Genomic DNA, 24,643 nt, shown 5'->3' with positions numbered 1-24,643 from the left:
CGCTAGCGCCAGATCGACCCCGCCCGGGCCGGGCCTTCGCACACGACGTGGATCAGCGCACGACGGAACGCGCGACGCGGAATCCCACGTCGTCGACCTGGAAAGCCGGGTGGCTGCGGCGCCGCGCGGAGGCCCGGCAACTCCAGTGCTCATCGAACCAACCACCGCCACGGAGCACCCGGTAGGCGCCATAGACCTCGGCGTCGTAGACGTCCCAGCACCAGTCCCAGACGTTGCCGAGCATGTCGTAAAGCCCCCACGAGTTGGGGCGTTTGCCGCCCACCTCGTGGATGCGCTCGTGCGAGTTACCGCGGTACCAGCCGATCTCGTCGAGCTCCCCGTAGCGCGGCCCGGTCGTCCCGGCACGGCAGGCGTGCTCCCACTCGGCTTCGGTCGGCAGTCGATACCCGTCGGCGGACGCGTCCCACTCGATATCTTCGGCCTCGGCACGGAAGTGGTACGCGGGTGTGAGGCCGGCGCACTGGGACAGGGCGTTGCAGAACCGCACCGCGTCCCACCAGGAGACGCACTCGACGGGCAACCGGTCCCCAGGTGTGGTACTCGGCCGCCGGCCTGTGATCCGTGTGTACAACGCCTGGGTGACCGGGGATGCCGCGAGCCGGTAGGGCGCAAGTTCGACCGACCAACTGCGCTGTGTCCGCCGGTCCGACAGCGTCACCTGCCCCGGCGGGATGGCGATCATCTCGGTCCCCGTCATCACGTCCATGATCGGCAGATCCTAACGAGACCTGTCAGTCGGGTCAGCCACCGCTCACCTCGAAGAGTCTTGTCATGCGATCGGTTCCGATATATCGTTGAAGCATCGCGACAGATCAACGATGAAACGGAGTGATTGCGATGCGCACCCACGGATTCGAGCGTGGACATGGACAGGACGGCCCCCGGCGCGGCCGGGACGGGCGGCGTGCGGCCTTCGGGCCCTTCGGGCCGGGCGGCCCGGGGTTCGGGCCCGGTGGGCCCGGTTTCGGGCCGGGGCCCTGGGGGCCACGAGGGCGCGGTGGTCCCAGGGGGAGGGCGCGGCGCGGTGATGTACGGGCCTCGATCCTGGCCCTGCTGAAGGACCGGCCGATGCACGGTTACGAGATGATCCAGGAGATCGCCGAGCGCAGCGGCGGCGCGTGGAAGCCCAGCCCCGGCTCGGTCTACCCCACCCTCCAACTGCTGGAGGACGAGGGCCTGATCACCAGCGCGAGCGAGGGCGGCAAGAAGCTCTTCTCGCTCACCGACGAGGGCCGCGGCGCTGCCGAGGGGGGACCGGACGCTCCCTGGGAGGAGGCGTCCCGCGGGGTCGACTGGGAGGCCCTCGGTGAGATCCGCCAGGCCGGGTTCGGCCTGATGGAGGCCTTCAGCCAGGTCTGGAAGACCGGCAGCAAGGAGCAGCGCGAGAAGGCGCTGGGCGTGATCAACGACGCCCGCAAGAAGCTGTACCTGATCCTCGCCGACGAGGACTGACAGCCGTACGGCCGTGAGGCGCCCCGCGGAGCGGTCCGCGGGGCGCCTTCGTGTACGGGGTGAGCGCGACGGGGTCAGGCCACCAGGCCTCCCAGCTTCCGCAGCGACTCGTTCAGGGCCGCCGTCGCCGAGTCCTTGAGCTTGCCCGCCATCAGCGAGACGGCCGCGCCGGTGAACTCGCCGTCGATGCGCACCGTCGTACCGTCGCCGTCGGGGGTGAGCGTGTAGCGCGTGGCGACGGTCACCGCCATCGGGCCCTTGCCGCGAATGGCGAGCAGCCGGGCCGGCTCCAGCTCCTCGATGGTCCACTCGACCTCCGCCGGGAAGCCCATCAGCTTCATGTTCTCCTGGAAGGTCCCGCCCACCGCCAGGGTCTCGGGACCGCCCTTGGGGAAGCTGGTGTGGGTCGCGTTCCACTCCCCGTACGCCGGCCAGTCCGTGAGCTTCGCCCACACCTTCTCGGCCGGTGCCTGGATGTGTGCCTCCGCGCTGACTTCGGCCATGCGACCACCCCTTCGTGTCGGGCTACGGTGTCGCGGAACGTAGCCGCAGGGCCCTGAACATTCAATACTGATGAACCGTCAGAAGATGTGGAGAACAGGGGCGGTGGGTCATCGGGGAGAAAACGGGCCTGATCTCCTCCGCAAGGAGGAGATACCGGCCGCCGGTGTCCACTCTCCGTGGGACGCGGAAATGGTTCCCTTCGGTGATGACTTGGGCCCGCGAGGCTGGTGAGGTAGAGGATGTGCAACCCCGTACTCCCCGCCGGCCCGCGCCTGACCAGGGCGTCCGTCGCGCGGACGAAGACGCCGGGCTCAGCGCCGAGCTCGCGGCGGTGGTCGCCCGCGCCCGCCGCAGGGCCGTGCGGGACGGGGACCGGCAGATCGACACCGCCCATCTGCTGCACTCGCTGCTGGAGACCGACGCCGAGGTGCGCGCCGTCATCGGCGACCCCCGGCACGTCGTCCGCCTGCTCGGCTATCTCGTGCAGCGCAGCATCGGCTACGGCCTGCGCTGGCAGAGCGGTGTGGAGGACTCCGGCGCGCTGTCCGTCCCGCAAGGCGCCGAGGGCTGGTCGCCGGTCGCCGTAACCGCCATGCGGTGCGCACATGAGCGCGCCGGGCGGCGCGGCGAGGACCGGGCCCGCGGTACCGACCTCCTCGCGGCGCTGGCCGCCGAACCGCAGGCCCGCGCGGTCGAGGTGCTCCGCCGTGCCGGGGTCGAGGTGCCCGGCCTGCTCGCGCGGATCGACCGCGCCACGGCGGAGTGCGTGGGCGAGGGCGGGGCGGTCCGCTGAACGGCGGCGGCCCGTCCAGCCGGTGAGACAGGTGTCAACGGGGATGACGCTCATGTCATCGCCTGTCATCATGTGCCGGTGCGTACGTCTGACAGCAGTCACCACAGCGTCGGGAAGGGTGTCGGGCTCGGCCTGGCGCTCGCTTCCGCGCTCGCCTTCGGGGGATCCGGGGTCGCGGCCAAGCCGCTGATCGAGGCGGGGCTCGACCCGCTGCACGTGGTGTGGCTCAGGGGGGCGGGCGCCGCTCTCGTGATGCTGCCTCTCGCGGTGCGCCACCGCGCCCTGCCGCGCCGCCGTCCCGCGCTGCTCGCCGGGTTCGGACTGCTCGCCGTCGCCGGCGTCCAGGCCTGCTACTTCGCCGCGCTCTCCCGCATCCCGGTGGGGGTCGCGCTGCTCGTGGAGTACCTCGCGCCCGCCCTGGTGCTCGGCTGGGTGCGGTTCGTGCAGCGGCGGCCGGTGACCCGGGCGGCGGCGTTCGGGGTGGTCCTCGCGGTCGGCGGCCTCGCCTGTGTCGTGGAGGTCTGGTCGGGCCTGGGCTTCGACGCGCTGGGGCTGCTGCTCGCGCTCGGCGCGGCCGGCTGTCAGGTCGGCTACTTCGTGCTGTCCGACCAGGGCGGCGGGGCCGGCGAGGAGGCGCCGGACCCGCTCGGTGTCATCGCCTACGGCCTGCTCGTCGGCGCCCTCGTGCTGACCTTCGTCGCCCGCCCCTGGACCATGGACTGGTCCGTGCTGTCCGGCACCGCCCGCATGAATGGCACCGAGGTCCCGGCCGTCGCCCTGCTGGCCTGGATCGTCCTGGTCGCCACGGTCGTCGCGTACGTCACCGGCGTACTGTCCGTGCGCCGTCTCTCCCCGCAGGTCGCGGGCGTCGTGGCCTGCCTCGAAGCGGTGATCGCGACCGTGCTGGCCTGGGTGCTGCTCGGCGAGCACCTCTCGGCGCCGCAGGTCGTCGGCGGCGCGGTGGTGCTGCTCGGCGCGTTCATCGCCCAGTCCTCGGCCCCGGCCGAGGGGGCCGCGGAGCCGGTGGCGGGCGGCGGCGCCGAACGGGAGGCGTCCGCCCGCCAAGCGGCCTGAGCCGGGCCCCGGCGAACGCGCCGGTCACGCCCTCCGCCGGGTCAGGTGCTCCAGCGCCGCCGCGTCGCGCGGGCCGCCCCGGTCGGCCAGGGCGGTCGCGATGTTCTCCCGCACCTCCTCAGGCCGCTTGCCCGCGTACTTGAACTTCGCCCGGACCCCGGTCACTTCCAGCCGCAGGACGCGGATACCGGACAGGAGGCGGCCGTACGGGGCCTCGCCCGGCGTCGCGCGAGCCGAGCCGCCATCCGGCTGGAAGTGGCCGACCTGGCGGTTGAGCAGGTCGGCCTTCTCCGCCGGGTCGTCCACGACGTGGGCCGTGCAGCGGAGTTGGACGGCCGCGTAGAAGCTCGTCGGGACGCCGTGCTCGGGCGGGGTCCGCGGTGCGGCCTGCCAGGGACCGGGGACGTAGACATAGTCGTCGACCACGCTCAGCAGCACCCGAGGGTCCGCCTCCAGCGCCGGCCACAGCGGATTGGGGCGGGCGAGGTGGGTGACGGCCTCGCTTCGGGCGGGGTCGTAGGCGAAGTGCAGCGGCTGGACGAACGGCGGCTCGCCGGCCGGGCCGTTGACCGCGAGCTGGCCGAAGTCGTGGGCGGCCAGCCAGGTCTGCCACTCGGTGTCGTCGTGGGGCGCGTCCCAGGGGTGGATCAGCATCACAGGCCCGCGAGGTACTCGGGGAGGGCGGTGCCGGGGGCCAGGTCGGCCTCGGCCACGGGAGCGTCGTACCCCTTGCGCAGCGGGACCACGCCGGCCCAGTGGGGGAGTGCGAGGTCCTCGGGCTCGTCGTTCACGCCGCCGGTGCGGAGCTTGGCGGAGACCTCGTCCAGGTCCAGGCGGATCACGGCGGTGGCGGCCAGCTCCTTCTTGTTCGCGGGCCGGCAGTCGGCGGCGCGGCCCGGTACGACATGGTCGACCAGTGCGTCCAGGGCGAGCCGCCGCTCCTCCGGGTCGGTGACCTCGTACGCGGTGCCGTGCACCACCACGGAGCGGTAGTTGATCGAGTGGTGGAAGGCGGAGCGGGCCAGCACCAGGCCGTCGACATGGGTGACCGTCAGGCACACCGGCAGCCCCGGGTCGGCCTCGCCGGTCATCCGCAGTGGGCGCGAACCCGTGGAGCCGTGCACGTACAGCCGCTCGCCTACCCGGCCGTACAGGGTGGGCAGGACCACCGGAGCACCGTCGCGGACGAAGCCCAGGTGGCAGACGTAGCCCTCGTCGAGTATCGCGTGCACCAGGTCCCGGTCGTACGACGCCTTGTGTGCGGCGCGCGTGGGGACGGTGCGGTCGGTCGGGCGGTACGCGGCGGCCGGCGGTGGCGTCTGCTGGGTGCCCTGCATGGCGGTCTCCCTTGCGGATTTATTGCACTAGTGCATAATAGGCTTTGTGCTAGGAGAGTATCGGATTGAAGGCCGGGGCGCAGCGGAGATCGCGGCGAGCGTCGAACAGGCGGTGGGTGCCGGTGCGCTGGAACCAGGGCAACTGCTGCCGCCCATGCGGGAGTTGGCCGCAAGACTGGGCGTGAATCCGAACACCGTCGCGGCCGCCTACCGCACCCTGCGCGAGCGCGGGGTCATCGAGACCGCCGGGCGCCGGGGCAGCCGGATCCGGCCCAAGCCCGCCACCACCGGACGGGAGAAGGTGCGGGTGGACGTGCCGGCCGGGGTGCGCGACCTGTCCAGCGGCAACCCCGACCCCGCGCTGCTGCCGCCGCTCGCCCCGACGCTGGCGGCCGTCGCCCAGGAGGCGGACCGGGAACCGGTGCTCTACGGCGACGACCCCGTGGAGCCGGAGCTGGTCCGGGTCGCGCGGGCCGACTTCGACGCCGACGGTGTGCCCGAGGGCCCCCTCGCGGTGCTCTCCGGCGCCCTGGACGCCGTGGAACGCGTCCTTGCCGCCCACCTCAGGCCGGGGGACGCCGTCGCCGTCGAGGACCCCGGCTGGGGCCGCACCCTCGACCTGCTGTCCGCGCTCGGGCTGCGCACGGCCGCGGTGGGCGTCGACGACGAGGGGCCCCGCCCCGAGGAGCTGCGCGCCGCCCTGCGCTCCGGCGCGCGCGCCCTGATCGTCACCGACCGCGCGCAGAACCCCACCGGCGCCTCGGTGAGCGCCCCCCGCGCGCGAGCCCTGCGGGCCGTCCTCCGCGACCACCCGCAGACCCTCCTCGTCGAGGACGACCACGGCCACGGCATCGTCGACCTGCCGCTGCACCCCCTCGCGGGCGTCACCCACCACTGGGCGTTCGTCCGCTCCGCCGCCAAGGCCTACGGCCCCGACCTCAGGCTCGCGGTGCTCACCGGCGATCCGGTCACCGTCGACCGGGTCCGCGGCCGGCAGCGGCTGGGGCCGGGCTGGGTGAGCCTGCTGCTGCAACGGGCCGTGGTCCGGCTGCGGGCGGAGGACGCGGTCGACGGACCGGCGGTGGCGGCGGCCTACCGCGCCCGACGGGAGCTGCTCATCGACGCGCTCGCCGAGCGCGGCGTCCGCGCCCACGGCCGCAGCGGAATGAACGTCTGGGTGCCCGTCCCCGACGAGACCGGCACGGTCGCCCGCCTCCTGCACGCCGGCTGGGCCGTCTCCCCGGGCGCCCGCTTCCGTCTGAACGCCCCGCCCGCCATCCGGATCACCGTCTCGACCCTGGCCCCGGAAGAAGCCGCTCCCCTGGCGGCGGCGGTGGCGGCAGCGGTGAGCCCGGCACCGCCGCGAAGCTATGCCTAGCCGGAGATGGCCGACCGCACCCCGCCGGGCGTCACCCGCGGCGAGGCCTCACCTGGGTGAGTGCCGCCCCGGCGAGGACGATCACCGCACCCACCGGTGTGGTCCAGCGCAGCGACTCGCCCAGGATGGCGACGCCCGCTGCGGTGGCGATGACCGGGATGAAGTAGGTGACCATCTGGGCCGTCGTCGGGCCGACCTCGGCGACCAGGCCGTACTGGATGAGGACGGCGAGGCCGGTGCCGAGGGTACCGAGTGCGGCGACGGCGAGCAGCGGCACGAGGGAGAAGCGGCCGGGGAGGGTGGTGAACAGGGGGGTCACGACGGACAGCTGGAGGGTGGCCAGGAGCAGCTGGGCGCCGGTCATCGACAGGTGGGAGTGACCGGAACCGGCGAGCGTGCGACGGACGTAGATCCAGCCGACCGGGTAGCTGAGCGAGGCCAGCAGGGCGAGCGCCGTGCCCGTGAGGTCGAGGCCGTGGAAGCCCTGCCAGGCGCCGAGGACGGTGAGGACGCCGAGGAAGCCGAGGCCCAGCCCCGCGACCCGGACCCGCGTCGGGCGGTCCTCGGAGAGGGCGACCAGGGAGAGCGCCATGCCCCACAGCGGCGAGGTGGCGTTGCAGATGCCGGCCAGCGTGGACGGGATCGTCAGCTCCGAGTAGGCGAACAACGAGAACGGCAGGGCGTTCAGGAAGAAGGCGGCGACGGCCAGGTGACCCCAGAGGCGGACCCCGCGAGGGAGGCGCTCCCGCTTCACCGTCATCGCCGCCGCGAGCACCGCCGTACCGAACGCCAGCCGGCCCAGAGTGACCTGGAAGGGCGCGTAGCCCTCCGTGCCCACCTTGATCAGCAGGAAGCTGAAGCCCCAGATCAGGGACAGCGCGCCGAAGCGCAGGCGCCAGTCGAGGCGGGGGCGGGGGCGAGTGGGGGTGCGGGGCTCGGCGCGGGTGGTGGTGACGGTGCTCATGGCCTCCACGATGAGGGAGGCAACCTCGTAGCACAATCGAGATTTCCCACCCGATATCTCGTAGTATCACTTACATGTTGAACCTGGAGCGCCTGCGCACCCTCGACGCCCTCGCCCGGCACGGCTCGGTCAGCGGCGCGGCCGAGGCGCTGCACGTCACCACCTCCGCCGTCTCCCAGCAACTGGGCAAGCTGGAACGGGAGGTCGGCCAGCAACTCCTCGCCAAGAACGGGCGCGGCGTCCGGCTCACCGACGCGGGCCGGCTGCTCGGCGAGCACGCGGCGCGCATCCTCTCCCAGGTCGAGCTCGCCCAGTCCGACCTGGAGGCGCACCGGGGACAGGTCGCCGGAGAGCTGCGGCTCTCGGCGTTCCCGACCGCCGCGCGGGGCCTGTTCCCCGGCGCCCTCGCCGACCTGCGCGCCCGGCACCCGGCGCTGCGGGTGCGCTCCTGCGAGCTGGAACCGGAGAACGGCGTGGCCGGGGTGGTGCGCGGCGACCTCGACCTCGCGGTCGTCCTCGACTGGTACAACAAGCCGATGCCGGTGCCCGACGGCCTGGTCAAGGCGCCCCTGCTCGACGACCCCGCCGATGTGGCGATGCCGGTCGGCCACCCGCTCGCGGAGCGGGACGAGGTGGACCTCGGCGAGTTCGCAGGGGACGAGTGGATCACCTGGGGCCAGGGCGAGTTCTGCCACGAGTGGCTGATGTTCACGCTGCGCTCACGCGGCGTCGAGCCCATCGTCGGCCACCGCGCCGCCGAGACCCACACCCAACTCGGCCTGGTCGCCGCCGGGTTGGGTGTCTGCATCGCGCCCCTGCTGGGCCGCCACCCGGTGCCGCCGGGCGTGGTGACGGTCCCGCTCAAGCAGCGCGTCCGCCGCCATGTGTACGTCGTCTGGCGCGCGGACGCCGACCGCCGCCCGTCGATCCGCGCGGCGGTCGACGCGCTGCGGACGGCGGCCGAACAGGTGGGCTGAGCGGCTTACGCGGGGCCCAGCTTCCGGAAGTCCCAGGAGACGATCTTCTCCGGCGTCAGTCGCGCCCAGGCGTGCCGCCCGTCGTGGGGCATCTCCTCCAGGCCGAAGTTCTTGCGCGCGAACAGCATCTCGGCGGTGTCCAGTTCGGCGCACAGCTCCCCGATGCGCGGCACCTCGCCCACGAACTCCACGCTGCCGGACAGCTCGACACCGCGCAACTGGTCGTACTCCTCACCGGAGTCGACCACGACCGCCACCCGCGGATCGCGGCTGAGCTCCGTCCAGCGCTTGCTGCGCACCACCGAGTACAGCCACAGCGAGACGCCGTCCCACGCGAACCACAGGGCGCTCACATGCGGAGCACCGGTCGCGGACACGGTGGCGACCCGGCAGGTGCGCTGGGCGGTGAGGAACTCGTCCACCTCCCCCGGTGTCATCATGATCTTCCTGCCCCGGCGCTGAGTCACGGTCATGCGGCCCCCTCTTCTCCCACGTCGTGCCAGAGGAGACGGTCCGGGTCCTGTCCGGCGCCTGGATCCTCTGACATCACGTCAGAAAAGAATGAGTCGTCTTCCCCCCGTACGCAATGCCGGTTAGTCTCGCCCGCCCGCTACCCCGGCGAAAGAGGGCGTCATGGCGTCGTACGAGCGGCTCGGCGAGCTCCTCGAACCCGCGAGCACGGTCCTGCTGACCGTGGAGTGCCAGCAGGGAGTCGTCGGCCCGGACAGCGCGCTGCCCGAGCTCGCCGGCCAGGCCCGCTCCTCCGGCGCCCTCGGCAACATCGCCCGGCTGGTCGCCGCCGCGCACGACAGCGGCGTCCAGGTGATCCACGCGGTCGCCGAACGCCGCCCCGACGGCCGGGGCGCCGGCCGCAACGCCCGGCTGTTCCGCGCCGCCGAACGGCTCCCCGTCCAGCAGCTGTCCGGCAGCACGGCGGTCCGTGTCGCGGCGCCGATCGAGGTCACCGAGGAGGACATCGTCGTACGACGGCTGCACGGGCTGTCGCCCGTCCAGGGCACCGAGGTCGACGCGCTGCTGCGCAACCTGGGCTGCCGCACGCTGATCGTCACCGGTGTCTCGGCCAACATCGCCATCCCCAACGCCGTGTTCGACGCCGTGAACCTCGGCTACACCGCCGTCGTGCCGCGTGACGCCATCGCGGGGGTGCCCTGCGACTACACCCCCGCGATGATCCGCAACACCCTCGCGCTGGTCGCCACGATCGCCACCACGGACGAGGTGCTCGGCTGCCTCGAACGGCCGCGCCGGCGGATCTGACGCTCAGGCGAGCTTGATCTCCTCCCCCGACACGCTGATCTTCGCGGCGGCCAGCCCCTTGGTCGCGGGCCCCTGCTTCACACTGCCGTCGGTGACGGAGAAGTGGCTGTTGTGGCACGGGCACACGATCACGCCGTCCGCGACGCTGCCCACCGCGCACCCGGCGTGCGGGCACCTGGACGAGAACGCCTTGTACGTGCCCGCCGTCGGCTGCGTGACCACCACGCCCTGGTCCTTGAACACCTTGCCGCCGCCCTCCGGGATGTCCGCGGTCTTGGCGAGCGCGGTGCCGCCGGCGCTGCCGCCGCTCTCCTGGGCGCTGGGCGAGCTGCTGGATCCGGTCGAGCCCGTGGTTCCGGCACCTGCGGTGGAGCCGGCGGACCCGGCCGCGCTGGAGGTGTCCGAGGACTTGTCGTCCGACCCGCAGGCGGTCAGCGCGGCGGCGAGTCCCGCCGCTCCGGCTGCCGCCACGACGGTACGGCGGGCCGGTCCGGCTGCGGGAGTGGGCGATGCGCTGGTCATGAGGTTCCCTTCCGCGGAGCTATTCGTGATCCGTCCAGGGGTACGGTCTTCGGGCACCACCTGTTCAGACGGTGCCGAGATCCTGTCCTCCGGGAGATGAGGCGCACGTAAGCCACGGCTGTCGATCCGCTGTCGGTCGGGGCGTCGTCGCAGCCCAAGTAACCTGGGGCGATGCTCAAGGAAGTCATCGCGACCCGCTACATCACGCCCCTGCGTGAGGGCGGCTCGCTGCCGGGGCTCGTCGAGGCCGACGACCTCGGGACGTACGTCATGAAGTTCACCGGCGCTGGTCAGGGCCGCAAGACGCTGGTGGCCGAGGTCGTCTGCGGCGAACTGGCCCGCCGCCTCGGCTTCCGGATGCCCCGGCTGGTGGCGATCGGCCTCGACCCGGTCCTCGGGCTCGGCGAGCCCGACCAGCAGGTGCAGGAACTGCTCAGGTCGAGCGGCGGCACCAACCTCGGTATGGACTTCCTCTCCGGCGCCCTCGGCTTCGACCCGCTCGCCTTCGGGGTGAGCCACGAGGAGGCCGGGCGGATCGTCTGGTTCGACGCGCTGGTGAACAACGTCGACCGCTCCTGGCGCAACCCCAACCTGCTGATGCACCGCGGCGAGCTGTGGCTCATCGACCACGGCGCCACCATGATCTGGCACCACAACTGGCCCTCCGCCGAGGCCTCCGCGGCCCGCCCGTACGACGCCTCGGACCACGCCCTCGCGCGCTTCGCGCCGGATGTGGCGCACGCCGCCGCCGAGTTGGCGCCCCTGGTCACCGAGGAGCTCCTCGCCGAGGTCACCGCCGAGATCCCCGACGCCTGGCTGGCCGGGGAGCCCGGCTTCGACAGCCCGGACGACCTGCGGCGGGCCTATGCGCGGCCGTTGCTCGCGCGGGCCGCCGTCATCCACCAGCGTGTCAGCGGCGTCGAGGGCATCGAGGGGGAGAAGTGACCGAGCGCCACATCACCAGGGCGGGCCAGGGCGGGGACCGGGACGTCTTCGAGTACGCGCTGCTGAGGGTCGTACCCCGGGTCGAGCGCGGCGAGTGCATCAACGCGGGCGTCATCGTCTACTGCCGTGCGAAGGCATACGTCGGCGCCCGCACCCACCTCGACGAGGCCCGGCTGCTGGCCCTGGACCCCGACGCGGACGTGGCCGGCGTCCGGGCCGCGCTGGGGGCCGTCGAGGGCGTGTGCACCGGCGGCGCGGCGGCCGGGCAGGCGGCCGTGGACGACGCCGGGCGGCGCTTCCGCTGGCTGATCGCACCCCGCTCGACGGTCGTGCAGCCCGGCCCCGTGCACACCGGGCTGACCATCGATCCGGCGGCGGAGGCGGAGCGGTTGCTGGACCTCCTGGTGAGGTAATGGATCACACGCACCGGGTGTGGCGTTGACACCGGGTGCCAGGGCTTCTAGCGTCACGTGTGCTGAAGGTACTAAGCGGTCGCTCACCCATCGGGCGCACCTTCTCTAGGGCGAGGAGAATCAGCAATGTCCACCACTGAGCAGCGGGTCGCCGTTGTCACCGGCGCGGCGCGGGGCATCGGCGCCGCCACCGCCGTACGACTGGCCGCCGAGGGCCGCGCGGTCGCCGTGATCGACCTCGACGAGGCCGCCTGCAAGGACACCGTGGAGAAGATCACCGCGGCCGGCGGCAAGGCCATCGCGGTCGGCGCCGACGTCTCCGACGAGGCGCAGGTCGAGGCGGCGATCGCGCGCGTCGTCGAGGAGCTGGGCGCGCCCACGATCCTGGTCAACAACGCGGGCGTGCTCCGCGACAACCTGCTCTTCAAGATGAGTGTGTCCGACTGGGACACCGTCCTGAACGTGCACCTGCGCGGCTCCTTCCTGATGACCAAGGCCGTCCAGAAGCACATGGTGGACGCGGGCTTCGGCCGTATCGTCAACCTGTCCTCGTCCTCGGCGCTCGGCAACCGCGGCCAGGCCAACTACTCCGCCGCCAAGGCGGGCCTGCAGGGCTTCACCAAGACCCTCGCCTTCGAGCTCGGCAAGTTCGGCATCACCGCCAACGCCGTCGCCCCCGGCTTCATCGCCACCGAGATGACCAAGGCCACCGCCGAGCGCGTCAAGATGGGCTTCGAGGAGTTCAAGGCCGCCGCCGCCACGCAGATCCCGGTGCAGCGCGTGGGCGAGCCGGAGGACATCGCCAACGCCATCGCCTTCTTCACCGGCGAGGCCGCCGGCTTCGTCTCCGGCCAGGTGCTGTACGTGGCCGGCGGACCGCTGAACTAGGGACACTGGGGATCACGGACATGACTGAACTGCCTGAACTCTCCGGCAAGGTCGCCCTCGTCACGGGCGCCAGCCGCGGCATCGGCTACGGCGTCGCCGAGGCCCTGATCGCCCGCGGTGACCGGGTGTGCATCACCGGCCGCAGCGAGGAGGCCCTGAAGGAGGCCGTCGACAAGCTCGGCGCCGACCGGGTCATCGGCGTCGCGGGCAAGGCCCACGACCTCGCCCACCAGGCCGAGGCCGTCGAGCGCACCGTGGAGGCCTTCGGCCGCGTCGACTTCCTGGTCAACAACGCCGGTACGAACCCGGTGTTCGGCCCCATCGCCGACCTCGACCTGGACGTCGCGCGCAAGGTCTTCGAGACCAACGTGATCTCGGCGCTCGGCTTCGCCCAGAAGACCTGGCACGCCTGGCAGAAGGACAACGGCGGCGCGATCGTCAACATCGCCTCGGTCGCGGGCCTGGCGCCCTCGCCGTTCATCGGCGCGTACGGTGTGAGCAAGGCCGCGATGATCAACCTGACCCAGCAGCTGGCGCACGAGTTCGCGCCCAAGGTCCGGGTCAATGCCATCGCCCCCGCCGTGGTCAAGACCAAGTTCGCGCAGGCCCTGTACGAGGGCCGGGAGGAGGAGGCCGCAGCCTCCTACCCGCTCGCCCGGCTCGGCGTGCCCTCCGACATCGGCGGCGCCGCCGCGTTCCTCACCTCGACGCAGTCCGACTGGATCACCGGGCAGACGCTCGTGGTCGACGGCGGCATCTTCCTGAACGCCGGCGTGGGCTGACGGTACCGGCTGTCACCGCGCTTCGGGCGCCGTTCCCTCGGGGGGAGCGGCGCCCGTTTCGCGTGGTACGGGATCCGCACAGCGGAATGACAACGTCGTCATAGCACAGTTGATCAAGCAGCCTGTGACCAGGGTGGTTCGCGGGGCGTGACGCTGCGGTATGGTCTGCCGACCCTTGGTATGGCAGATCGAGGAGCGTGCGCGTGTTCAACCGGAAGCGATGCCTACGTCGAGTGGCGGCGGTCGCGTCCATAGGCCTGGTGGCGGGGTGCGGTGTCTTCTCCGACGGTGATTCGAGCAGCGGAGGCCCGATCGTCGTGGGGACCACGAGTGCCCCCAGCACGCTGGACCCCGCCGCGTCCTGGGACGGCTCCTGGGAGCTGTTCCGCAACATCTACCAGACGCTCCTCGCCTATCCCAACGGCGCCACCACCCCGCAGCCCGACGCCGCGAAGAGCTGCGGCTTCACCGACGCGACGAACCGCACCTACCGCTGCGAGCTGCGCTCCGGCATGAAGTTCGCGGACGGCGACCCGCTGACCGCGCAGGCCGTCAAGCACTCCATCGACCGCATCCGCACCATCAACGCGGTCAGTGGCCCCGCCGGGCTGCTCGGCAGCCTCGACAAGGTGCAGACCGAGGGCGACCGCGAAATCGTCTTCCACCTCAACAAGGCCGACGCCACCTTCCCCTTCGTGCTCGCCACGCCCGCCATGTCCATCGTCGACCCCGACGACTACCCCGCCAGGTCACTGCGCAAGGACGGCAAGGTCTTCGGGTCCGGGCCCTATAAACTCCAGTCGTACGACGAGGGCAAGAAGGCCGTACTGGTCCGCAACGACAATTACCAGGGCTTCGCCGACCGCCGGAACGACGCCGTGACCATCCGCTACTTCCAGGGCTCCGCGAGCATGGTCGAGGCGCTCAAGGACGGGCAGATCGACGTCACCTACCGCGGCCTCGCCGCCGACGACATCGTCGCCCTGCAGCGCCGCAACTCCACCGACCTCCAGCTGGTGGACGGCGCCGGCACGGACATCAGCTACCTGGTGTTCAACCCCAAGGACCCCTGGGCCAAGAACCCCGCCGTCCGCAAGGCCATCGCGCAGCTCGTCGACCGGGCGGCGATCGCGCACAAGGTGTACAAGGACACCGTGGACCCGCTGTACTCCATGGTCCCCAAGGGCCTGACCGGCCACACCACCGGCTTCTTCGACGACTACGGCGACCCCAGCGTCTCCAAGGCCCGCGCCATCCTCTCCAAGGCCGGCATCACCCAGCGCGTCCCGCTCACCTTCTGGTACACCACCGACCGCTACGGCTCGGAGACCGCCAAGGAGTTCCAGGAGCTCAAGAGCCAGCTCGACGACTCCGGCCTGTTCACGATCACCCTCAAGAGCCGCCCGTGGAAGACGTACGTGCTCGGCTACCAGAAGGGCGAGTACCCGGTCTTCGGCCGCGGCTGGTTCCCCGACTTCCCCGACGCGGACAACTTCATCGCCCCGTTCGTGGGCGAGCAGAACGCACTCGGTACGCCCTACCCGGCGCCGAAGATCACCAAGGAGCTGCTGCCCGAGTCGCGCGGTGAGAGCGACCGCGCCAAGGTGGTGAAGGAGTTCGAGCAGGCGCAGCAGATCCTGGTGAACGACGTCCGGCTGCTGCCGCTGTGGCAGGGCCGCCAGTACGTGGCGGCCACCGACGACGTCTCCGGCGGCGAACAGGCGCTGGACCCCTCGACGATCATGATGATGTGGGAGCTGCACCGGAAGACCAGCTGGTAGCCGGGCGGTTTCCACAGGCCCGGGCCCGTTGTCAGTGGTCGCCTGTAGGTTCAGTGACCTGCAAGTGACCGCACATCGTGAGGACGTTGACGTGACCGACATCGCCATGCTGCCCGAGTCCTGGCGCGGGGTTCTGGGCGACGAGCTGCAGCAGCCCTACTTCAAGGAGCTGACGGAGTTCGTCGAGGAGGAGCGGGCGAAGGGCCCCGTCCACCCGCCGCGCGAGGAGGTCTTCGCCGCGCTGGACGCCACGCCGTACGACAAGGTGAAGGTCCTCATCCTGGGGCAGGACCCGTACCACGGCGAGGGTCAGGGTCACGGCCTGTGCTTCTCGGTGCGGCCCGGGGTGCGGATCCCGCCGTCGCTGCGCAACATCTACAAGGAGATGCACGAGGAGCTGGGCACGCCGATCCCGGACAACGGCTATCTGATGCCGTGGGCCCAGCAGGGCGTCCTGCTGCTGAACGCGGTGCTCACGGTCCGGGGCGGCGAGGCCAACTCGCACAAGGGCCGGGGCTGGGAGCGGTTCACCGACGCGGTGATCCGCGCGGTGGCCGACCGGCCCGACCCGGCGGTCTTCGTGCTGTGGGGCAACTACGCGCAGAAGAAGCTCCCGCTGATCGACGCCGAGCGGCACGCCGTGGTCAAGGGCGCGCACCCCTCTCCGCTGTCCGCCAAGAAGTTCTTCGGCTCCCGGCCGTTCACCCAGATCAACGAGGCCGTCGCCGCGCAGGGCCACGCGCCGGTCGACTGGACGATCCCCAGCCTCGGCTGACCACCCCAGGCGGTCCCGTGTCGTACGGGGCCGCCTGACCGGGATTGCCGGTGCCGCCGGTTAGCGTCGTCGCAGACAGGCCCCTAGTGCCCGGAGGACGCGGTGGCGGAGCGACAGGAGCAGGCGGCGCCGGACGCCGTGCTGACGCGGATCGGGCAGGTCGTGATGCTGCATCACGGCGGGGACCGCGAGGAGGCCCGGCGCCGGTTCCTGGCCCTGTGGGCGGAGCTGGGGGAGGACGGGGACCCGCTCCACCGCTGCACGCTGGCCCACTACCTGGCCGACACCCAGGACGACCCCTCCGACGAACTGGCCTGGGATCTGCGGGCGTTGTCGGCGGCCGACGAGCTGGCGCAGGACCGCGCGGACGGGGACGAGGGCCCCGCCGCGGTCCGCGCCTTCTACCCCAGCCTGCATCTCAACCTCGCCGCCGACTACCTGAAGCTGGGCCACTCCGACGCCGCCCGCACCCACCTCCGCTGGGCCCGTGGAGCGGCCGGAGCACTCGTCGACGACCGCTACGGGGACGGCGTACGGGCGGCGATCAGCCGACTGGAACTGCGCCTGGGGCAGGAGGGCCCCTCCGGCGGAGAACCGTGGGGCCCGCCGAGGCAGCGGCCGACGTGACGGTGCCGGTTCCCGGCCGGGTCAGCGTCCGTACGTCTGCCGGCAGATGACCGCCTCCGGGCTGTCGGGGCGCCAGTGGCCGTACTTCTTTCCCAGGGCGCACACGTCCGGGTTCTTCGGTACGGACGCGGAGACGTCGGGGATGTCGACGCGCGGCTGCTCCGGTTGCCCTCGATGCGGGCGGGGGTGCGGGCGCGCGGCGGGGGGTGGCGGCTGCCGGGGGGCCGGTGGGGCCGCCGGGTGGTGGGTCGCGGGGTGCCGCGGGTGACGGGTCGGGCCCACCCTCTCCAGCGCCTCCCGGGCCGGTGCCTGCACGGCCCTCGGCCGGGCACTGCCGTCCAGCCGGGGCAGCGACGTCTGCGACGGCACCGCATCCGGCGGCGGGCCGGGCGTCGGCGTGCCCTGGACCGTCACACAGCCGGAGAGGGCCGAGACGGCCACGGTGGCCAGGAGCGCTGCGGTGGTCGTCGTTCGATGCACCCGCATCACTCTGCTGGTCGGCGCTCGCCTTGGAAACGGCTCCGGAGCGGATCATGCCCCGCACGGGTGAACTCGCACCCCGTTCGGGGGGCTTGGGCGTGCCCGAGGTGACGTCAGTCGCCGGTGGCGCCGTCCACGCGCTCACGGAGCAGGTCGGCATGGCCGTTGTGGCGGGCGTACTCCTCGATCATGTGGGTGTAGATCCAGCGGAGGTTGAAGGGCCGGCCGGTGGACCTGCCCAGGCCCTTGGAGAAGTCGTCGAGCGTGAGGTCCGCGGTGTGCCGCCGGGCCGTCTCGATCCCGGCCTGCCAGGCCGCGTACGCCTCCTCCCAGGTGTCCGCCTCGGTGAAGTGGAAGTCGCCGTCCGGGTCCTCCTCGGTGCAGTAGAGCACGCCGGGATCCTCGCCCAGCAGCACCTCGTGGAACCAGAACCGCTCCACCTCCGCCATGTGCCGCACCAGACCCAGGAGCGACAGCTCGGACGGCTCCACCGACGCGGTCCGCAGCTGGTCGTCGGTGAGGCCCTCGCACTTCCAGGCCAGGGTCCGGCGGTGGTAGTCCAGCCAGCCCTCCAGCATGGTGCGTTCACCGGCGTCCTGGGCGGGCTCTTCCCGCTCGATCGTCATGCCCGCATCCTCGCCCAGGGCGCCGCTTTCCACGAGGGGTTTTCCGCTGCCGCGGGTCAGCCGCCGAGCATCCCGCGCAGCAGCTCCCGCACTCCCGCCCGCACCTCGTCCAGGCTCGGCACCGCCGCGCCGAACGACCCGGCCACGCACGAGAACATCAGCCCGTCCGCCCAGGCGACCAGCGACAGCACGTGCCGGGCGGGGTCGGTCGAGCCCGCGGCGGTGAGCATGGCGGTGAGCCGGTCGCGGAAGACGGCGCCCGTCCGGTCGTAGAAGGCGCGCAGTTCGGGGCGGCGGGTCGCCTCCAGGGCCAGTTCGTAGCGGGCGACGAGCAGGTCGCGGTCGCGGGTGATCGAGCGGTGGGTGGCCAGGGCCAGGGCGTCCGCGAGCGCGTCCGTCCCGCCGTGCGGGTCGGGCATCTCCTCCAGGGCGAGCACCCGCGCCTCCCGTTCGGCGTGCCGGCGCACCGCCAGCTCCAGCAGTGCCTGCCGGGTGCGCGCCAGGTTCGACGTGGAGCCCTGCGGCAGCCCCGCCGCCTCGTCGACGGCCCGGTGCGTCAGCCCGCGCATGCCGCGTTCGGCGAGCAGGGCGAGGGCGGTGTCGGCGACGAGGTCGGCGCGGGAGGCGCTCGGCGTGTGTACGGACATGCGGGACAACCTACCCGCCGAACTACGTCTGTAGTACTGTCGAGGCACTGCTTCACTACAGTTGTAGTGCGCGGTTCGCCGCGCCTGAGGAGGAGCCATGGCACAGTCGTCGCGCGCCGTCGTCATCGGGGGCGGCATCGGAGGCCTGACCGCCGCGGCGGCCCTGCACCAGCGGGGATGGCGGGTCACGGTGCTGGAGCGGGCCCGCTCCCTGGAACCGGTCGGCGCGGCCATCTCGCTGGCCCCGAACGCGCTGCGCGCCCTGGACGTCCTCGGCATCGGGGAGGAGATCCGCGACCTGGCCGCCTGGCAGGGCCACGGGGGACTGCGCACCCCGCGCGGACGCTGGCTCTCCCGTTCCAGCGCCGAGGCCGCCGCCGCCCGCTTCGGCGGCCCTCTCGTACTGCTGCACCGGGCCACCCTGATCAGCAGCCTCGCCGCCCTGCTCCCGCCCGGCGCCGTCCGCACCGAAGCCTCCGCGACCCTCGCCGACCCCGGCGAAGGCGACCGTCCGGCCCGCGTCACCACCTCCGGCGACGAGATGGAGGCCGAGCTGGTGGTGGCCGCGGACGGCGTCCGCTCCCGCACCCGGGGCCTGCTGTTCCCCGCGCATCCGGGGCCGGTGTACTCCGGGTTCACCACGTGGCGGGTCGTGATTCCGGTACCCGGCGCCCGGTTCGCCTCGCACGAGACCTGGGGCCGGGGCGGCCTGTGGGGCACGCACCCCCTCAAGGACGGCCGGGTGTACGCGTACGCCGCCGGCACGGCCCCCGCCGGGGAGCGCGCCCGGGACGACGAGCGGGCCGAGCTGCTGCGCCGGTTCGGCGACTGGCACGACCCGATCCCGGCCGTCATCGCCGCCGCCCGCCCCGAGGACGTGCTCCGCCACGACGTCCACCACCTATCCGAGCCACTGCCCGCCTTCCACCGCGGCCGGACCGCCCTCCTGGGCGACGCCGCGCACGCCATGCCGCCGACCCTCGGCCAGGGCGGCAACCAGGCCGTCGAGGACGCCGTCGTCCTCGCCTTCCACGCGGGCGACCTGCCCGCCTACACGGCGGCACGGCTGCCCCGGACCACCGCCATCGCCCGGCAGGCCGTCCGGACCGCCCGCCTGAGCATGACCGGGAGCCGCGCCGCCGTCGCCGTACGCGACACCGCGATCGCCGCCCTGTCGAAGGCCGGACCGGCGCTGTTCCTGCGCAGCTTCGACGGGATCGCCGACTGGCGGCCCCCGTATGCTGCGGGAAGGACACCGGCGGGCAACCACCAGGGGAGCACACGTGAAGGTCGGCTGCATCGGACTCGGTGACATCGCGCGGAAGGCCTACCTGCCGGTGCTGGGCACGCGGCCGGGCATCGACCTCCACCTGCACACGCGTACGCCCGCCACCCTCGCCCGGGTCGCCGACGGCCTCCATCTCCCGGCCGACCGCCGGCACCCCACCCTGGACGCGCTGCTCGCCCAGGATCTCGACGCCGCCTTCGTGCACGCGCCCACCGTCACGCACCCCGAGATCGTCACGCGGCTGCTGGAGGCGGGCGTGCCGACGTACGTCGACAAGCCGCTGGCCTACGAACTCGCCGAGTCCGAACGGCTGGTGAAGCTCGCCGAGCGGCGCAACGTCTCGCTCGCCGTCGGCTTCAACCGGCGGTACGCCCCCGGGTACGCGCAGTGCGCCGACCACCCGCGCGAGCTGATCCTGATGCAGAAGAACCGGATCGGGCTGCCGGAGGAACCGCGCTCGCTGGTCCTCGACGACTTCATCCACGTCGTGGACACCCTGCGTTTCCTGGCGCCCGGTCCGGTCGACGACGTGACCGTGCGGGCCCGGGTGGAGAACGGCCTGCTGCACCACGTGGTCCTGCAACTCGCCGGGGACGGCTTCACCGCGCTCGGCGTGATGAACCGGCTCAGCGGCTCGGCGGAGGAGATCCTCGAGGTCTCCGGGCAGGACACCAAGCGCCAGGTGGTCAACCTCGCCGAGATAATCGACCACAAGGGCCAGCCGACGGTGCGGCGGCGCGGTGACTGGGTGCCGGTCGCCCGGCAGCGCGGCATCGAGCAGGCGGCGCTCGCGTTCCTCGACGCGGTGCGCGCGGGCAAGGTGCTCAGCGCCCGGGACGCACTGGCGACCCACGCACTGTGCGAGCGGGTGGTGCGTGCGGTTCTGGAGCGCTCGTCCGGCGCCGCCTGACGGCCCGCACGCCCTCGCTCGCGCACAGCGCGGCCAGCACCAGCAGGGCGCCGTGCACCGGCCAGTCGCCGTAGCGGACGTACGGGGTCACGCCGTGCGCCAGCGGTACGTCGTACACGCGAGTAGTGCTGGCGTCCGTGCCCAGCCACGGGCCGACGCGCTGCCCGCCCGGGCCGTAGACCGCGGAGACGCCGGTCAGCGTCGCGTGCACCATCGGGCGGCCGGTCTCGGCGGCCCGCAGCGCGCCCAGCGAGGCGTGCTGGGCGGGCGCCCAGCTGTCCTGGAACGAGGACGTCGACGACTGGCCGAGCAGGATGTCCGCGCCGTCCTCGGCGAGATGGCGGCTCATGTCGGGGAACGCGGTCTCGAAGCACACCAGCGGGCCGACGCGCAGCCCGTGCCCGACGTTCATCACCACCTGCCCGTTGCCGCGCCGCCGGTCCTCGCCCGCCGCCTTGCCGAACGAGGTGACCCAGCCGAGCAGCGAGCGGGCGGGTATGTACTCGCCGAACGGGACGAGCCGCATCTTGTCGTACCGGTCGCCGGTCGCCCCGTCCGGGCCGATCAGGACCGAGCTCTTGTAGATGCCGGGCCGGTCGGCGCGCCGGGCGTCCACGTTGACCAGGACGTCGGCGCCGGTCTCGCGGGACAGCGCCGCCAGCCGACGGGTCAGATCCGGACGGTCGTCGAGGTCGTAGCCGACACTGCTCTCGCCCCACACCACCAGGTCGACGCCCTGGCCGGCGAGCCGCCGGGTGAGCTCCTCCTCGCGGTCGAAGCGCCTGTCCGGGCCGGCGATCACGCCGGGCTGGACGACCGCGATCCGGACCCGGCCGTCCACGTCGGGCCGCGGTGACCACATCCAGGCCGCCGAGGTCGCGGCGGCGGTGGCGACCAGCGCGGCCACGGCGGGCACCCGGGACTCGCGCACCGACACCAGCACGGCGACCGCCACGTTCACCGCCACCACCAGGAAGCTCAGCAGCCACACCCCGCCCACCGAGGCGAGCCGCAGCGCCGGGGCCACCTGCCACTGGGTGGCACCCAGCATGCCCCAGGGGCCGCCCAGCCCCTGCCAGGAGCGGACCAGCTCCACCCCCAGCCAGCACGACGGCAGCACCAGCAGCGCCGCCACGCCCCGGCCCGGTCCGGGCGCGCCCCCGCCGGCCGGCCGGTCACCCAGGAACCGGCGCACCAGCAGGCCCCACGGCGCCCAGAGCGCACCGAGCAGCGCGGCCAGCAGGAAGATGAACACGTGCAGGCTCGGCAGCAGCCAGTGGTGCACCGCCACCATGAACCCGAACCCGCCGCACCAGCCGTCGTACACCGCCCGCCGTGCGGTCGGCGCGGTGCGGGCGAGCAGGATCCACGGGACCAGCGCGACGTACGCGAACCACCACAGCGACGGCGCGGGGAAGGCGAAGACGGGCAGGGCACCCGCGAGCACGGCGGCGGCGGAGCGCCGCCACCGGGAGGCGAGCCAGCGGTCGAACGTATTCATACGTCGCCTCTCTACCCCGCGAGCGCCAGCATGTGCACGCCGATTTCCCGGTGAGTGGTTCCAGTGTGCGCGCCGCACCGGGATCCCGGACAGGGCATCGCGGACGGCCCCGGCGGCGACGGCGGGGCCCGGCCGGGGCTCGGGCCCGGGCTCACCCCGTCGCACGCGCCGGGCTCGGGTCCGGCAGGTGGCGCCACTTCTCCTGGACGACCACCTCGCGCAGCCGCCATCCCTCGGGCGTGCGCAGCAGCGCGAAGGAGTACCGGCCGCCGCACACCAGGTCCGGGACGGTGGAACCGCCGTCACCGCCGGCGAACCGCATCGGGTTGACGTAGTCGGCCCCCACCCGGGCGGTGTCCCCGGTGTCCTGCTCCAGGACGCCGAACGTCACCCGGCGGTTGACGATCAGATGCTGCCGCATCGAGAACAGCCCCAGACTCTCCGCGAGCCACCCCGCGACCTGCCCCACGTCCCCCTCGATGCCACCGGCGGAACGGTAGTCGGCCCGTCCGTCCGCCGTGAACAGCCCCCGGTACGCCGCCCAGTCGCCGTCGTCCACGGCCACCGCGTAGTCGGTCACCAGCCCGTCGACGGCCAGCCGGTCCATCACGGTCGCGAGCTCCACACGCTGCGTCATCGGCACAGTGTTGGGCACGCGGCGGGCGGAGCCAAGAGGCGTGCGGGAGGGGATATTCGGTGGTGCCGGGCCGGGTCGACGACGGACGCTGTTCCCGTGAACGATCAGTTGAACGCTCAGCCGGACCGACCGGCGCCCGAACCCTCGGTCGAACCGTCGGCCGAACCATCGGTCGAACAGGAACCGAGACACCGCGTCCGCGCCCGCCACACGGAGTCCACGCTCACCGTCTACCAGGCCTACCGCCCGGAGATCGGCCGGCCGGCGGCCCGCACCGGCCGCTTCCCCTCCTCGTGGAAGCGCGACCGCATGACCTGGATCAAGCCGTCGTTCCTGTGGATGATGTACCGCTGCGGCTGGGGCACCAAGGAGGGACAGGAGACCGTCCTGGCCGTCGAGATCACCCGCGAGGGCTTCGAGTGGGCGCTGCGTCACGGCTGCCTGTCCCACTACGCGCCCGGCCTGCACGACGACCAGGCCGCCTGGAAGCGCGAGCTGAGGCGGGCCCCCGCGCGCGTGCAGTGGGATCCGGAGCGGGACCTGCGGCTCAACCCGCTGCCGTACCGGTCGCTGCAACTGGGGCTCGCCGGGGAGGCGACGCAGCGGTACGCGGACGAGTGGATCGTCGGCATCGAGGACGTGACACCGCTCGCCACGGAGGTCCACTCACTGGTGCGCGCCGGAGAACTGGACCGGGCGGCCGGGCTGCTGCCCGTGGAGCGGCCGTATCCGGTGGCCGACGACGTGCTGGCCCATCTGCGGTCGTAGTCAGGCCGCCTCGGCGATCCCGTCCCGGATCGCCTCGGCCCACTCGATCACCAACAGCTCGTACTCCGCCCGCTCCTGCTCCGAGAGGGACCCGCCCGCACGCCGCCACAGCGCGCGGATCTGCTCGTTCACCTCGGCAGCAGACCGCACGGAACCAGGGGTCATGGATTGGGGGGACACGCGGACAAGCCTAGGGGCAAGCACTGACACTGCGCTACCGCATCGCTACGCAAACCGTATGGGCTTGGTCACGGCCCCGGCCGGGACCGTGGTCTCAGCTCGCCGACTCGGCCGCGTGCGGGCTCAGCGCGCCCGCCGTGACCAGGGCGATGATGACGATGCCGAGGACGACGCGGTACCAGACGAACGGCATGAAGCTCTTCGACGAGATGAACTTCATGAACCAGGCGATCACCGCGTACCCCGACCCGAAGGCGATCACCGTGGCGAACAGCGTCGGCCCCCACGCCACGTGTCCGGTGCCCAGCGCGTCCTTCACCTCGAACGCCCCGGAGGCGAGCACCGCCGGAATGGCGAGCAGGAAGGAGTACCGGGCGGCAGCCTCGCGCTTGTAGCCCATGAACAGGCCGCCGCTGATCGTCGCACCGGAGCGGGAGACCCCCGGGACGAGGGCGCAGGCCTGGCAGAGGCCGAAGATCAGGCCGTCCTTGACGCTGAGGTTCTCCAGGGTCTTGCGCTGCTTGGGCGTCCGGTGCCGCCCGCCCGTCTCGTCGCGCGCCGCCAGCCGGTCGGCGATGCCGATGACCACGCCGACGACGATCAGCATGGTCGCGGTGACCCGCAGATCGCGGAAGGGCCCCTCGATCTGGTCCTTGAGCGTCACGCCCAGGACCCCGATGGGTATGGAGCCGACGATCACCAGCCAGCCCATCTGGGCGTCGCGGTTCCGGCGCATCTCCTTGTCGGCCAGCGACCGGAACCAGGACGAGATGATCCGCCCGATGTCCTTGCGGAAGTAGATCAGCACCGCGGCCTCGGTGCCGATCTGGGTGATCGCCGTGAAGGCCGCGCCCGGGTCCTCCCAGCCGGAGAAGGCAGCGGTCAGCCGCAGATGCGCGCTGGAGGAGACGGGGAGGAACTCGGTCAGCCCCTGGACGAGTCCGAGGACGAGGGATTCAAACCAAGACATGGAGGTATGGCGTCCAAGTGCTGAGAAGGCCTGGGGGGTTGGTGGCGATCTTGTGTCGCGAGGGGCAGCGTATCGTCCCGCGGTGACAGGCCGGACACAGGGGTTCACCAGGGGGCGCGGGGCCG

Annotated in this window: 30 protein-coding genes; 16 read left to right on the top strand and 14 right to left on the bottom strand. The window is 72.5% G+C overall.

What is annotated here, in order from left to right:
- Nucleotides 1-52: 52 nt before the first annotated feature.
- Nucleotides 53-727: a formylglycine-generating enzyme family protein gene (locus tag ACZ7L0_RS23985; RefSeq protein WP_471244572.1), complete on the bottom strand. Its 675-nt coding sequence runs from the start codon at nt 725-727 to the stop codon at nt 53-55.
- Between the two features lie 131 nt (nt 728-858).
- Here ACZ7L0_RS23985 and ACZ7L0_RS23980 point away from each other — a divergent pair, with 131 nt between their 5' ends.
- Entirely contained in the window at nt 859-1,473 is a 615-nt protein-coding gene (locus tag ACZ7L0_RS23980) for a PadR family transcriptional regulator (RefSeq protein ID WP_471244571.1), read from the top strand.
- 74 nt (nt 1,474-1,547) lie between these two features.
- Here the strand turns inward: ACZ7L0_RS23980 and ACZ7L0_RS23975 are convergent, their stop codons facing one another.
- Entirely contained in the window at nt 1,548-1,976 is a 429-nt protein-coding gene (locus tag ACZ7L0_RS23975; protein WP_471244570.1) for a type II toxin-antitoxin system Rv0910 family toxin, read from the bottom strand.
- A gap of 242 nt (nt 1,977-2,218) precedes the next feature.
- On the opposite strand from ACZ7L0_RS23975, the gene ACZ7L0_RS23970 reads away from it, so the two are divergent.
- Both ACZ7L0_RS23970 and ACZ7L0_RS23965 read left to right on the top strand, forming a co-directional pair.
- Entirely contained in the window at nt 2,219-2,770 is a 552-nt protein-coding gene (locus ACZ7L0_RS23970; protein ID WP_471244569.1) for a peptidase, read from the top strand.
- A gap of 72 nt (nt 2,771-2,842) precedes the next feature.
- The gene (locus ACZ7L0_RS23965) at nt 2,843-3,844 is read left to right on the top strand and encodes an EamA family transporter (RefSeq protein ID WP_471244568.1); all 1,002 of its coding nucleotides are present in this window, start codon (nt 2,843-2,845) and stop codon (nt 3,842-3,844) included.
- A gap of 24 nt (nt 3,845-3,868) precedes the next feature.
- Here the strand turns inward: ACZ7L0_RS23965 and ACZ7L0_RS23960 are convergent, their stop codons facing one another.
- Both ACZ7L0_RS23960 and ACZ7L0_RS23955 read right to left on the bottom strand, forming a co-directional pair.
- On the bottom strand, nt 3,869-4,498 hold the full coding sequence (locus ACZ7L0_RS23960; protein WP_471244567.1) for an FMN-binding negative transcriptional regulator: 630 nt from the start codon (nt 4,496-4,498) through the stop codon (nt 3,869-3,871).
- Nucleotides 4,498-5,181 (bottom strand): pyridoxamine 5'-phosphate oxidase family protein, encoded by a 684-nt coding sequence (locus tag ACZ7L0_RS23955; protein ID WP_471244566.1) that lies wholly within the window; start codon nt 5,179-5,181, stop codon nt 4,498-4,500. The genes ACZ7L0_RS23960 and ACZ7L0_RS23955 overlap by 1 nt, the downstream gene beginning before the upstream one ends.
- 46 nt (nt 5,182-5,227) lie before the next feature.
- Between ACZ7L0_RS23955 and ACZ7L0_RS23950 the strand changes: the two genes are divergently transcribed.
- Nucleotides 5,228-6,559: an aminotransferase class I/II-fold pyridoxal phosphate-dependent enzyme gene (locus ACZ7L0_RS23950; protein WP_471244565.1), complete on the top strand. Its 1,332-nt coding sequence runs from the start codon at nt 5,228-5,230 to the stop codon at nt 6,557-6,559.
- A 31-nt stretch (nt 6,560-6,590) separates the two neighbouring features.
- Here ACZ7L0_RS23950 and ACZ7L0_RS23945 read toward each other — a convergent pair whose 3' ends face one another.
- Nucleotides 6,591-7,523 carry a DMT family transporter gene (locus ACZ7L0_RS23945; RefSeq protein WP_471244564.1) on the bottom strand — a complete coding sequence of 311 codons (933 nt, stop codon included), beginning with the start codon at nt 7,521-7,523 and terminating at the stop codon, nt 6,591-6,593.
- A 74-nt stretch (nt 7,524-7,597) separates the two neighbouring features.
- Here ACZ7L0_RS23945 and ACZ7L0_RS23940 point away from each other — a divergent pair, with 74 nt between their 5' ends.
- Nucleotides 7,598-8,500 (top strand): LysR family transcriptional regulator, encoded by a 903-nt coding sequence (locus ACZ7L0_RS23940; protein ID WP_471244563.1) that lies wholly within the window; start codon nt 7,598-7,600, stop codon nt 8,498-8,500.
- Between the two features lie 5 nt (nt 8,501-8,505).
- Here ACZ7L0_RS23940 and ACZ7L0_RS23935 read toward each other — a convergent pair whose 3' ends face one another.
- Nucleotides 8,506-8,973: a pyridoxamine 5'-phosphate oxidase family protein gene (locus ACZ7L0_RS23935; protein ID WP_471244562.1), complete on the bottom strand. Its 468-nt coding sequence runs from the start codon at nt 8,971-8,973 to the stop codon at nt 8,506-8,508.
- Between the two features lie 160 nt (nt 8,974-9,133).
- On the opposite strand from ACZ7L0_RS23935, the gene ACZ7L0_RS23930 reads away from it, so the two are divergent.
- Complete coding sequence (locus tag ACZ7L0_RS23930) at nt 9,134-9,778, top strand: cysteine hydrolase family protein (protein WP_471244561.1); 645 nt, start codon at nt 9,134-9,136, stop codon at nt 9,776-9,778.
- A 3-nt stretch (nt 9,779-9,781) separates the two neighbouring features.
- On the opposite strand, the gene ACZ7L0_RS23925 is transcribed toward ACZ7L0_RS23930, so the two are convergent.
- The gene (locus tag ACZ7L0_RS23925) at nt 9,782-10,300 is read right to left on the bottom strand and encodes a Rieske (2Fe-2S) protein (protein ID WP_471244560.1); all 519 of its coding nucleotides are present in this window, start codon (nt 10,298-10,300) and stop codon (nt 9,782-9,784) included.
- A 171-nt stretch (nt 10,301-10,471) separates the two neighbouring features.
- Here ACZ7L0_RS23925 and ACZ7L0_RS23920 point away from each other — a divergent pair, with 171 nt between their 5' ends.
- From ACZ7L0_RS23920 to ACZ7L0_RS23890, 7 genes are all read left to right on the top strand, one after another.
- The gene (locus ACZ7L0_RS23920) at nt 10,472-11,245 is read left to right on the top strand and encodes a HipA family kinase (RefSeq protein WP_471244559.1); all 774 of its coding nucleotides are present in this window, start codon (nt 10,472-10,474) and stop codon (nt 11,243-11,245) included.
- On the top strand, nt 11,242-11,658 hold the full coding sequence (locus ACZ7L0_RS23915) for a DUF3037 domain-containing protein (protein WP_471244558.1): 417 nt from the start codon (nt 11,242-11,244) through the stop codon (nt 11,656-11,658). The genes ACZ7L0_RS23920 and ACZ7L0_RS23915 overlap by 4 nt, the downstream gene beginning before the upstream one ends.
- Before the next feature lie 126 nt (nt 11,659-11,784).
- Nucleotides 11,785-12,546, top strand: a complete 762-nt coding sequence (fabG, locus tag ACZ7L0_RS23910; protein WP_471244557.1) for a 3-oxoacyl-ACP reductase FabG — start codon at nt 11,785-11,787, stop codon at nt 12,544-12,546.
- Between the two features lie 20 nt (nt 12,547-12,566).
- On the top strand, nt 12,567-13,328 hold the full coding sequence (locus tag ACZ7L0_RS23905) for an SDR family oxidoreductase (protein ID WP_471244556.1): 762 nt from the start codon (nt 12,567-12,569) through the stop codon (nt 13,326-13,328).
- 203 nt (nt 13,329-13,531) lie between these two features.
- Entirely contained in the window at nt 13,532-15,109 is a 1,578-nt protein-coding gene (locus ACZ7L0_RS23900; protein ID WP_471244555.1) for an ABC transporter substrate-binding protein, read from the top strand.
- Nucleotides 15,110-15,200: 91 nt separating this feature from the next.
- Nucleotides 15,201-15,884 (top strand): uracil-DNA glycosylase, encoded by a 684-nt coding sequence (gene ung / locus ACZ7L0_RS23895; RefSeq protein WP_471244554.1) that lies wholly within the window; start codon nt 15,201-15,203, stop codon nt 15,882-15,884.
- 102 nt (nt 15,885-15,986) lie between these two features.
- On the top strand, nt 15,987-16,511 hold the full coding sequence (locus ACZ7L0_RS23890) for a hypothetical protein (RefSeq protein WP_471244553.1): 525 nt from the start codon (nt 15,987-15,989) through the stop codon (nt 16,509-16,511).
- 21 nt (nt 16,512-16,532) lie between these two features.
- Here ACZ7L0_RS23890 and ACZ7L0_RS23885 read toward each other — a convergent pair whose 3' ends face one another.
- The 3 genes from ACZ7L0_RS23885 to ACZ7L0_RS23875 all read right to left on the bottom strand — a co-directional run bounded on the left by ACZ7L0_RS23885 (nt 16,533) and on the right by ACZ7L0_RS23875 (nt 18,264).
- Entirely contained in the window at nt 16,533-16,997 is a 465-nt protein-coding gene (locus ACZ7L0_RS23885) for a hypothetical protein (RefSeq protein ID WP_471244552.1), read from the bottom strand.
- A gap of 107 nt (nt 16,998-17,104) precedes the next feature.
- Nucleotides 17,105-17,617 carry a DinB family protein gene (locus tag ACZ7L0_RS23880; protein ID WP_471244551.1) on the bottom strand — a complete coding sequence of 171 codons (513 nt, stop codon included), beginning with the start codon at nt 17,615-17,617 and terminating at the stop codon, nt 17,105-17,107.
- Between the two features lie 56 nt (nt 17,618-17,673).
- Nucleotides 17,674-18,264: a TetR/AcrR family transcriptional regulator gene (locus tag ACZ7L0_RS23875; RefSeq protein WP_471244550.1), complete on the bottom strand. Its 591-nt coding sequence runs from the start codon at nt 18,262-18,264 to the stop codon at nt 17,674-17,676.
- Between the two features lie 97 nt (nt 18,265-18,361).
- Between ACZ7L0_RS23875 and ACZ7L0_RS23870 the strand changes: the two genes are divergently transcribed.
- Nucleotides 18,362-19,576, top strand: a complete 1,215-nt coding sequence (locus ACZ7L0_RS23870) for an FAD-dependent monooxygenase (protein ID WP_471244549.1) — start codon at nt 18,362-18,364, stop codon at nt 19,574-19,576.
- Nucleotides 19,548-20,462 (top strand): Gfo/Idh/MocA family protein, encoded by a 915-nt coding sequence (locus ACZ7L0_RS23865; RefSeq protein WP_471244548.1) that lies wholly within the window; start codon nt 19,548-19,550, stop codon nt 20,460-20,462. Before ACZ7L0_RS23870 ends, ACZ7L0_RS23865 begins: the two co-directional genes overlap by 29 nt.
- On the opposite strand, the gene lnt is transcribed toward ACZ7L0_RS23865, so the two are convergent.
- Both lnt and ACZ7L0_RS23855 read right to left on the bottom strand, forming a co-directional pair.
- A complete protein-coding gene (gene lnt / locus ACZ7L0_RS23860) occupies nt 20,377-21,963 on the bottom strand; it encodes an apolipoprotein N-acyltransferase (RefSeq protein WP_471244547.1) in 1,587 nt (528 codons plus the stop codon). The genes ACZ7L0_RS23865 and lnt overlap by 86 nt on opposite strands.
- A gap of 151 nt (nt 21,964-22,114) precedes the next feature.
- Nucleotides 22,115-22,600, bottom strand: coding sequence for a nuclear transport factor 2 family protein (locus ACZ7L0_RS23855; RefSeq protein WP_471244546.1), 486 nt, complete (start codon nt 22,598-22,600; stop codon nt 22,115-22,117).
- Nucleotides 22,601-22,696: 96 nt separating this feature from the next.
- Here ACZ7L0_RS23855 and ACZ7L0_RS23850 point away from each other — a divergent pair, with 96 nt between their 5' ends.
- Nucleotides 22,697-23,368, top strand: coding sequence for a DUF4291 domain-containing protein (locus tag ACZ7L0_RS23850; RefSeq protein WP_471244545.1), 672 nt, complete (start codon nt 22,697-22,699; stop codon nt 23,366-23,368).
- Here the strand turns inward: ACZ7L0_RS23850 and ACZ7L0_RS23845 are convergent, their stop codons facing one another.
- The gene (locus tag ACZ7L0_RS23845) at nt 23,369-23,548 is read right to left on the bottom strand and encodes a hypothetical protein (protein WP_471244544.1); all 180 of its coding nucleotides are present in this window, start codon (nt 23,546-23,548) and stop codon (nt 23,369-23,371) included.
- Nucleotides 23,549-23,642: 94 nt separating this feature from the next.
- A complete protein-coding gene (locus ACZ7L0_RS23840) occupies nt 23,643-24,518 on the bottom strand; it encodes an undecaprenyl-diphosphate phosphatase (RefSeq protein WP_471244543.1) in 876 nt (291 codons plus the stop codon).
- Nucleotides 24,519-24,643: the final 125 nt, after the last annotated feature.

It is taken from the genome of Streptomyces sp. NPDC039424, from assembly GCF_055639495.1.
Note: the sequence above shows the minus strand (reverse complement) of the source record. Positions and strands in the feature narration are given on the sequence as shown.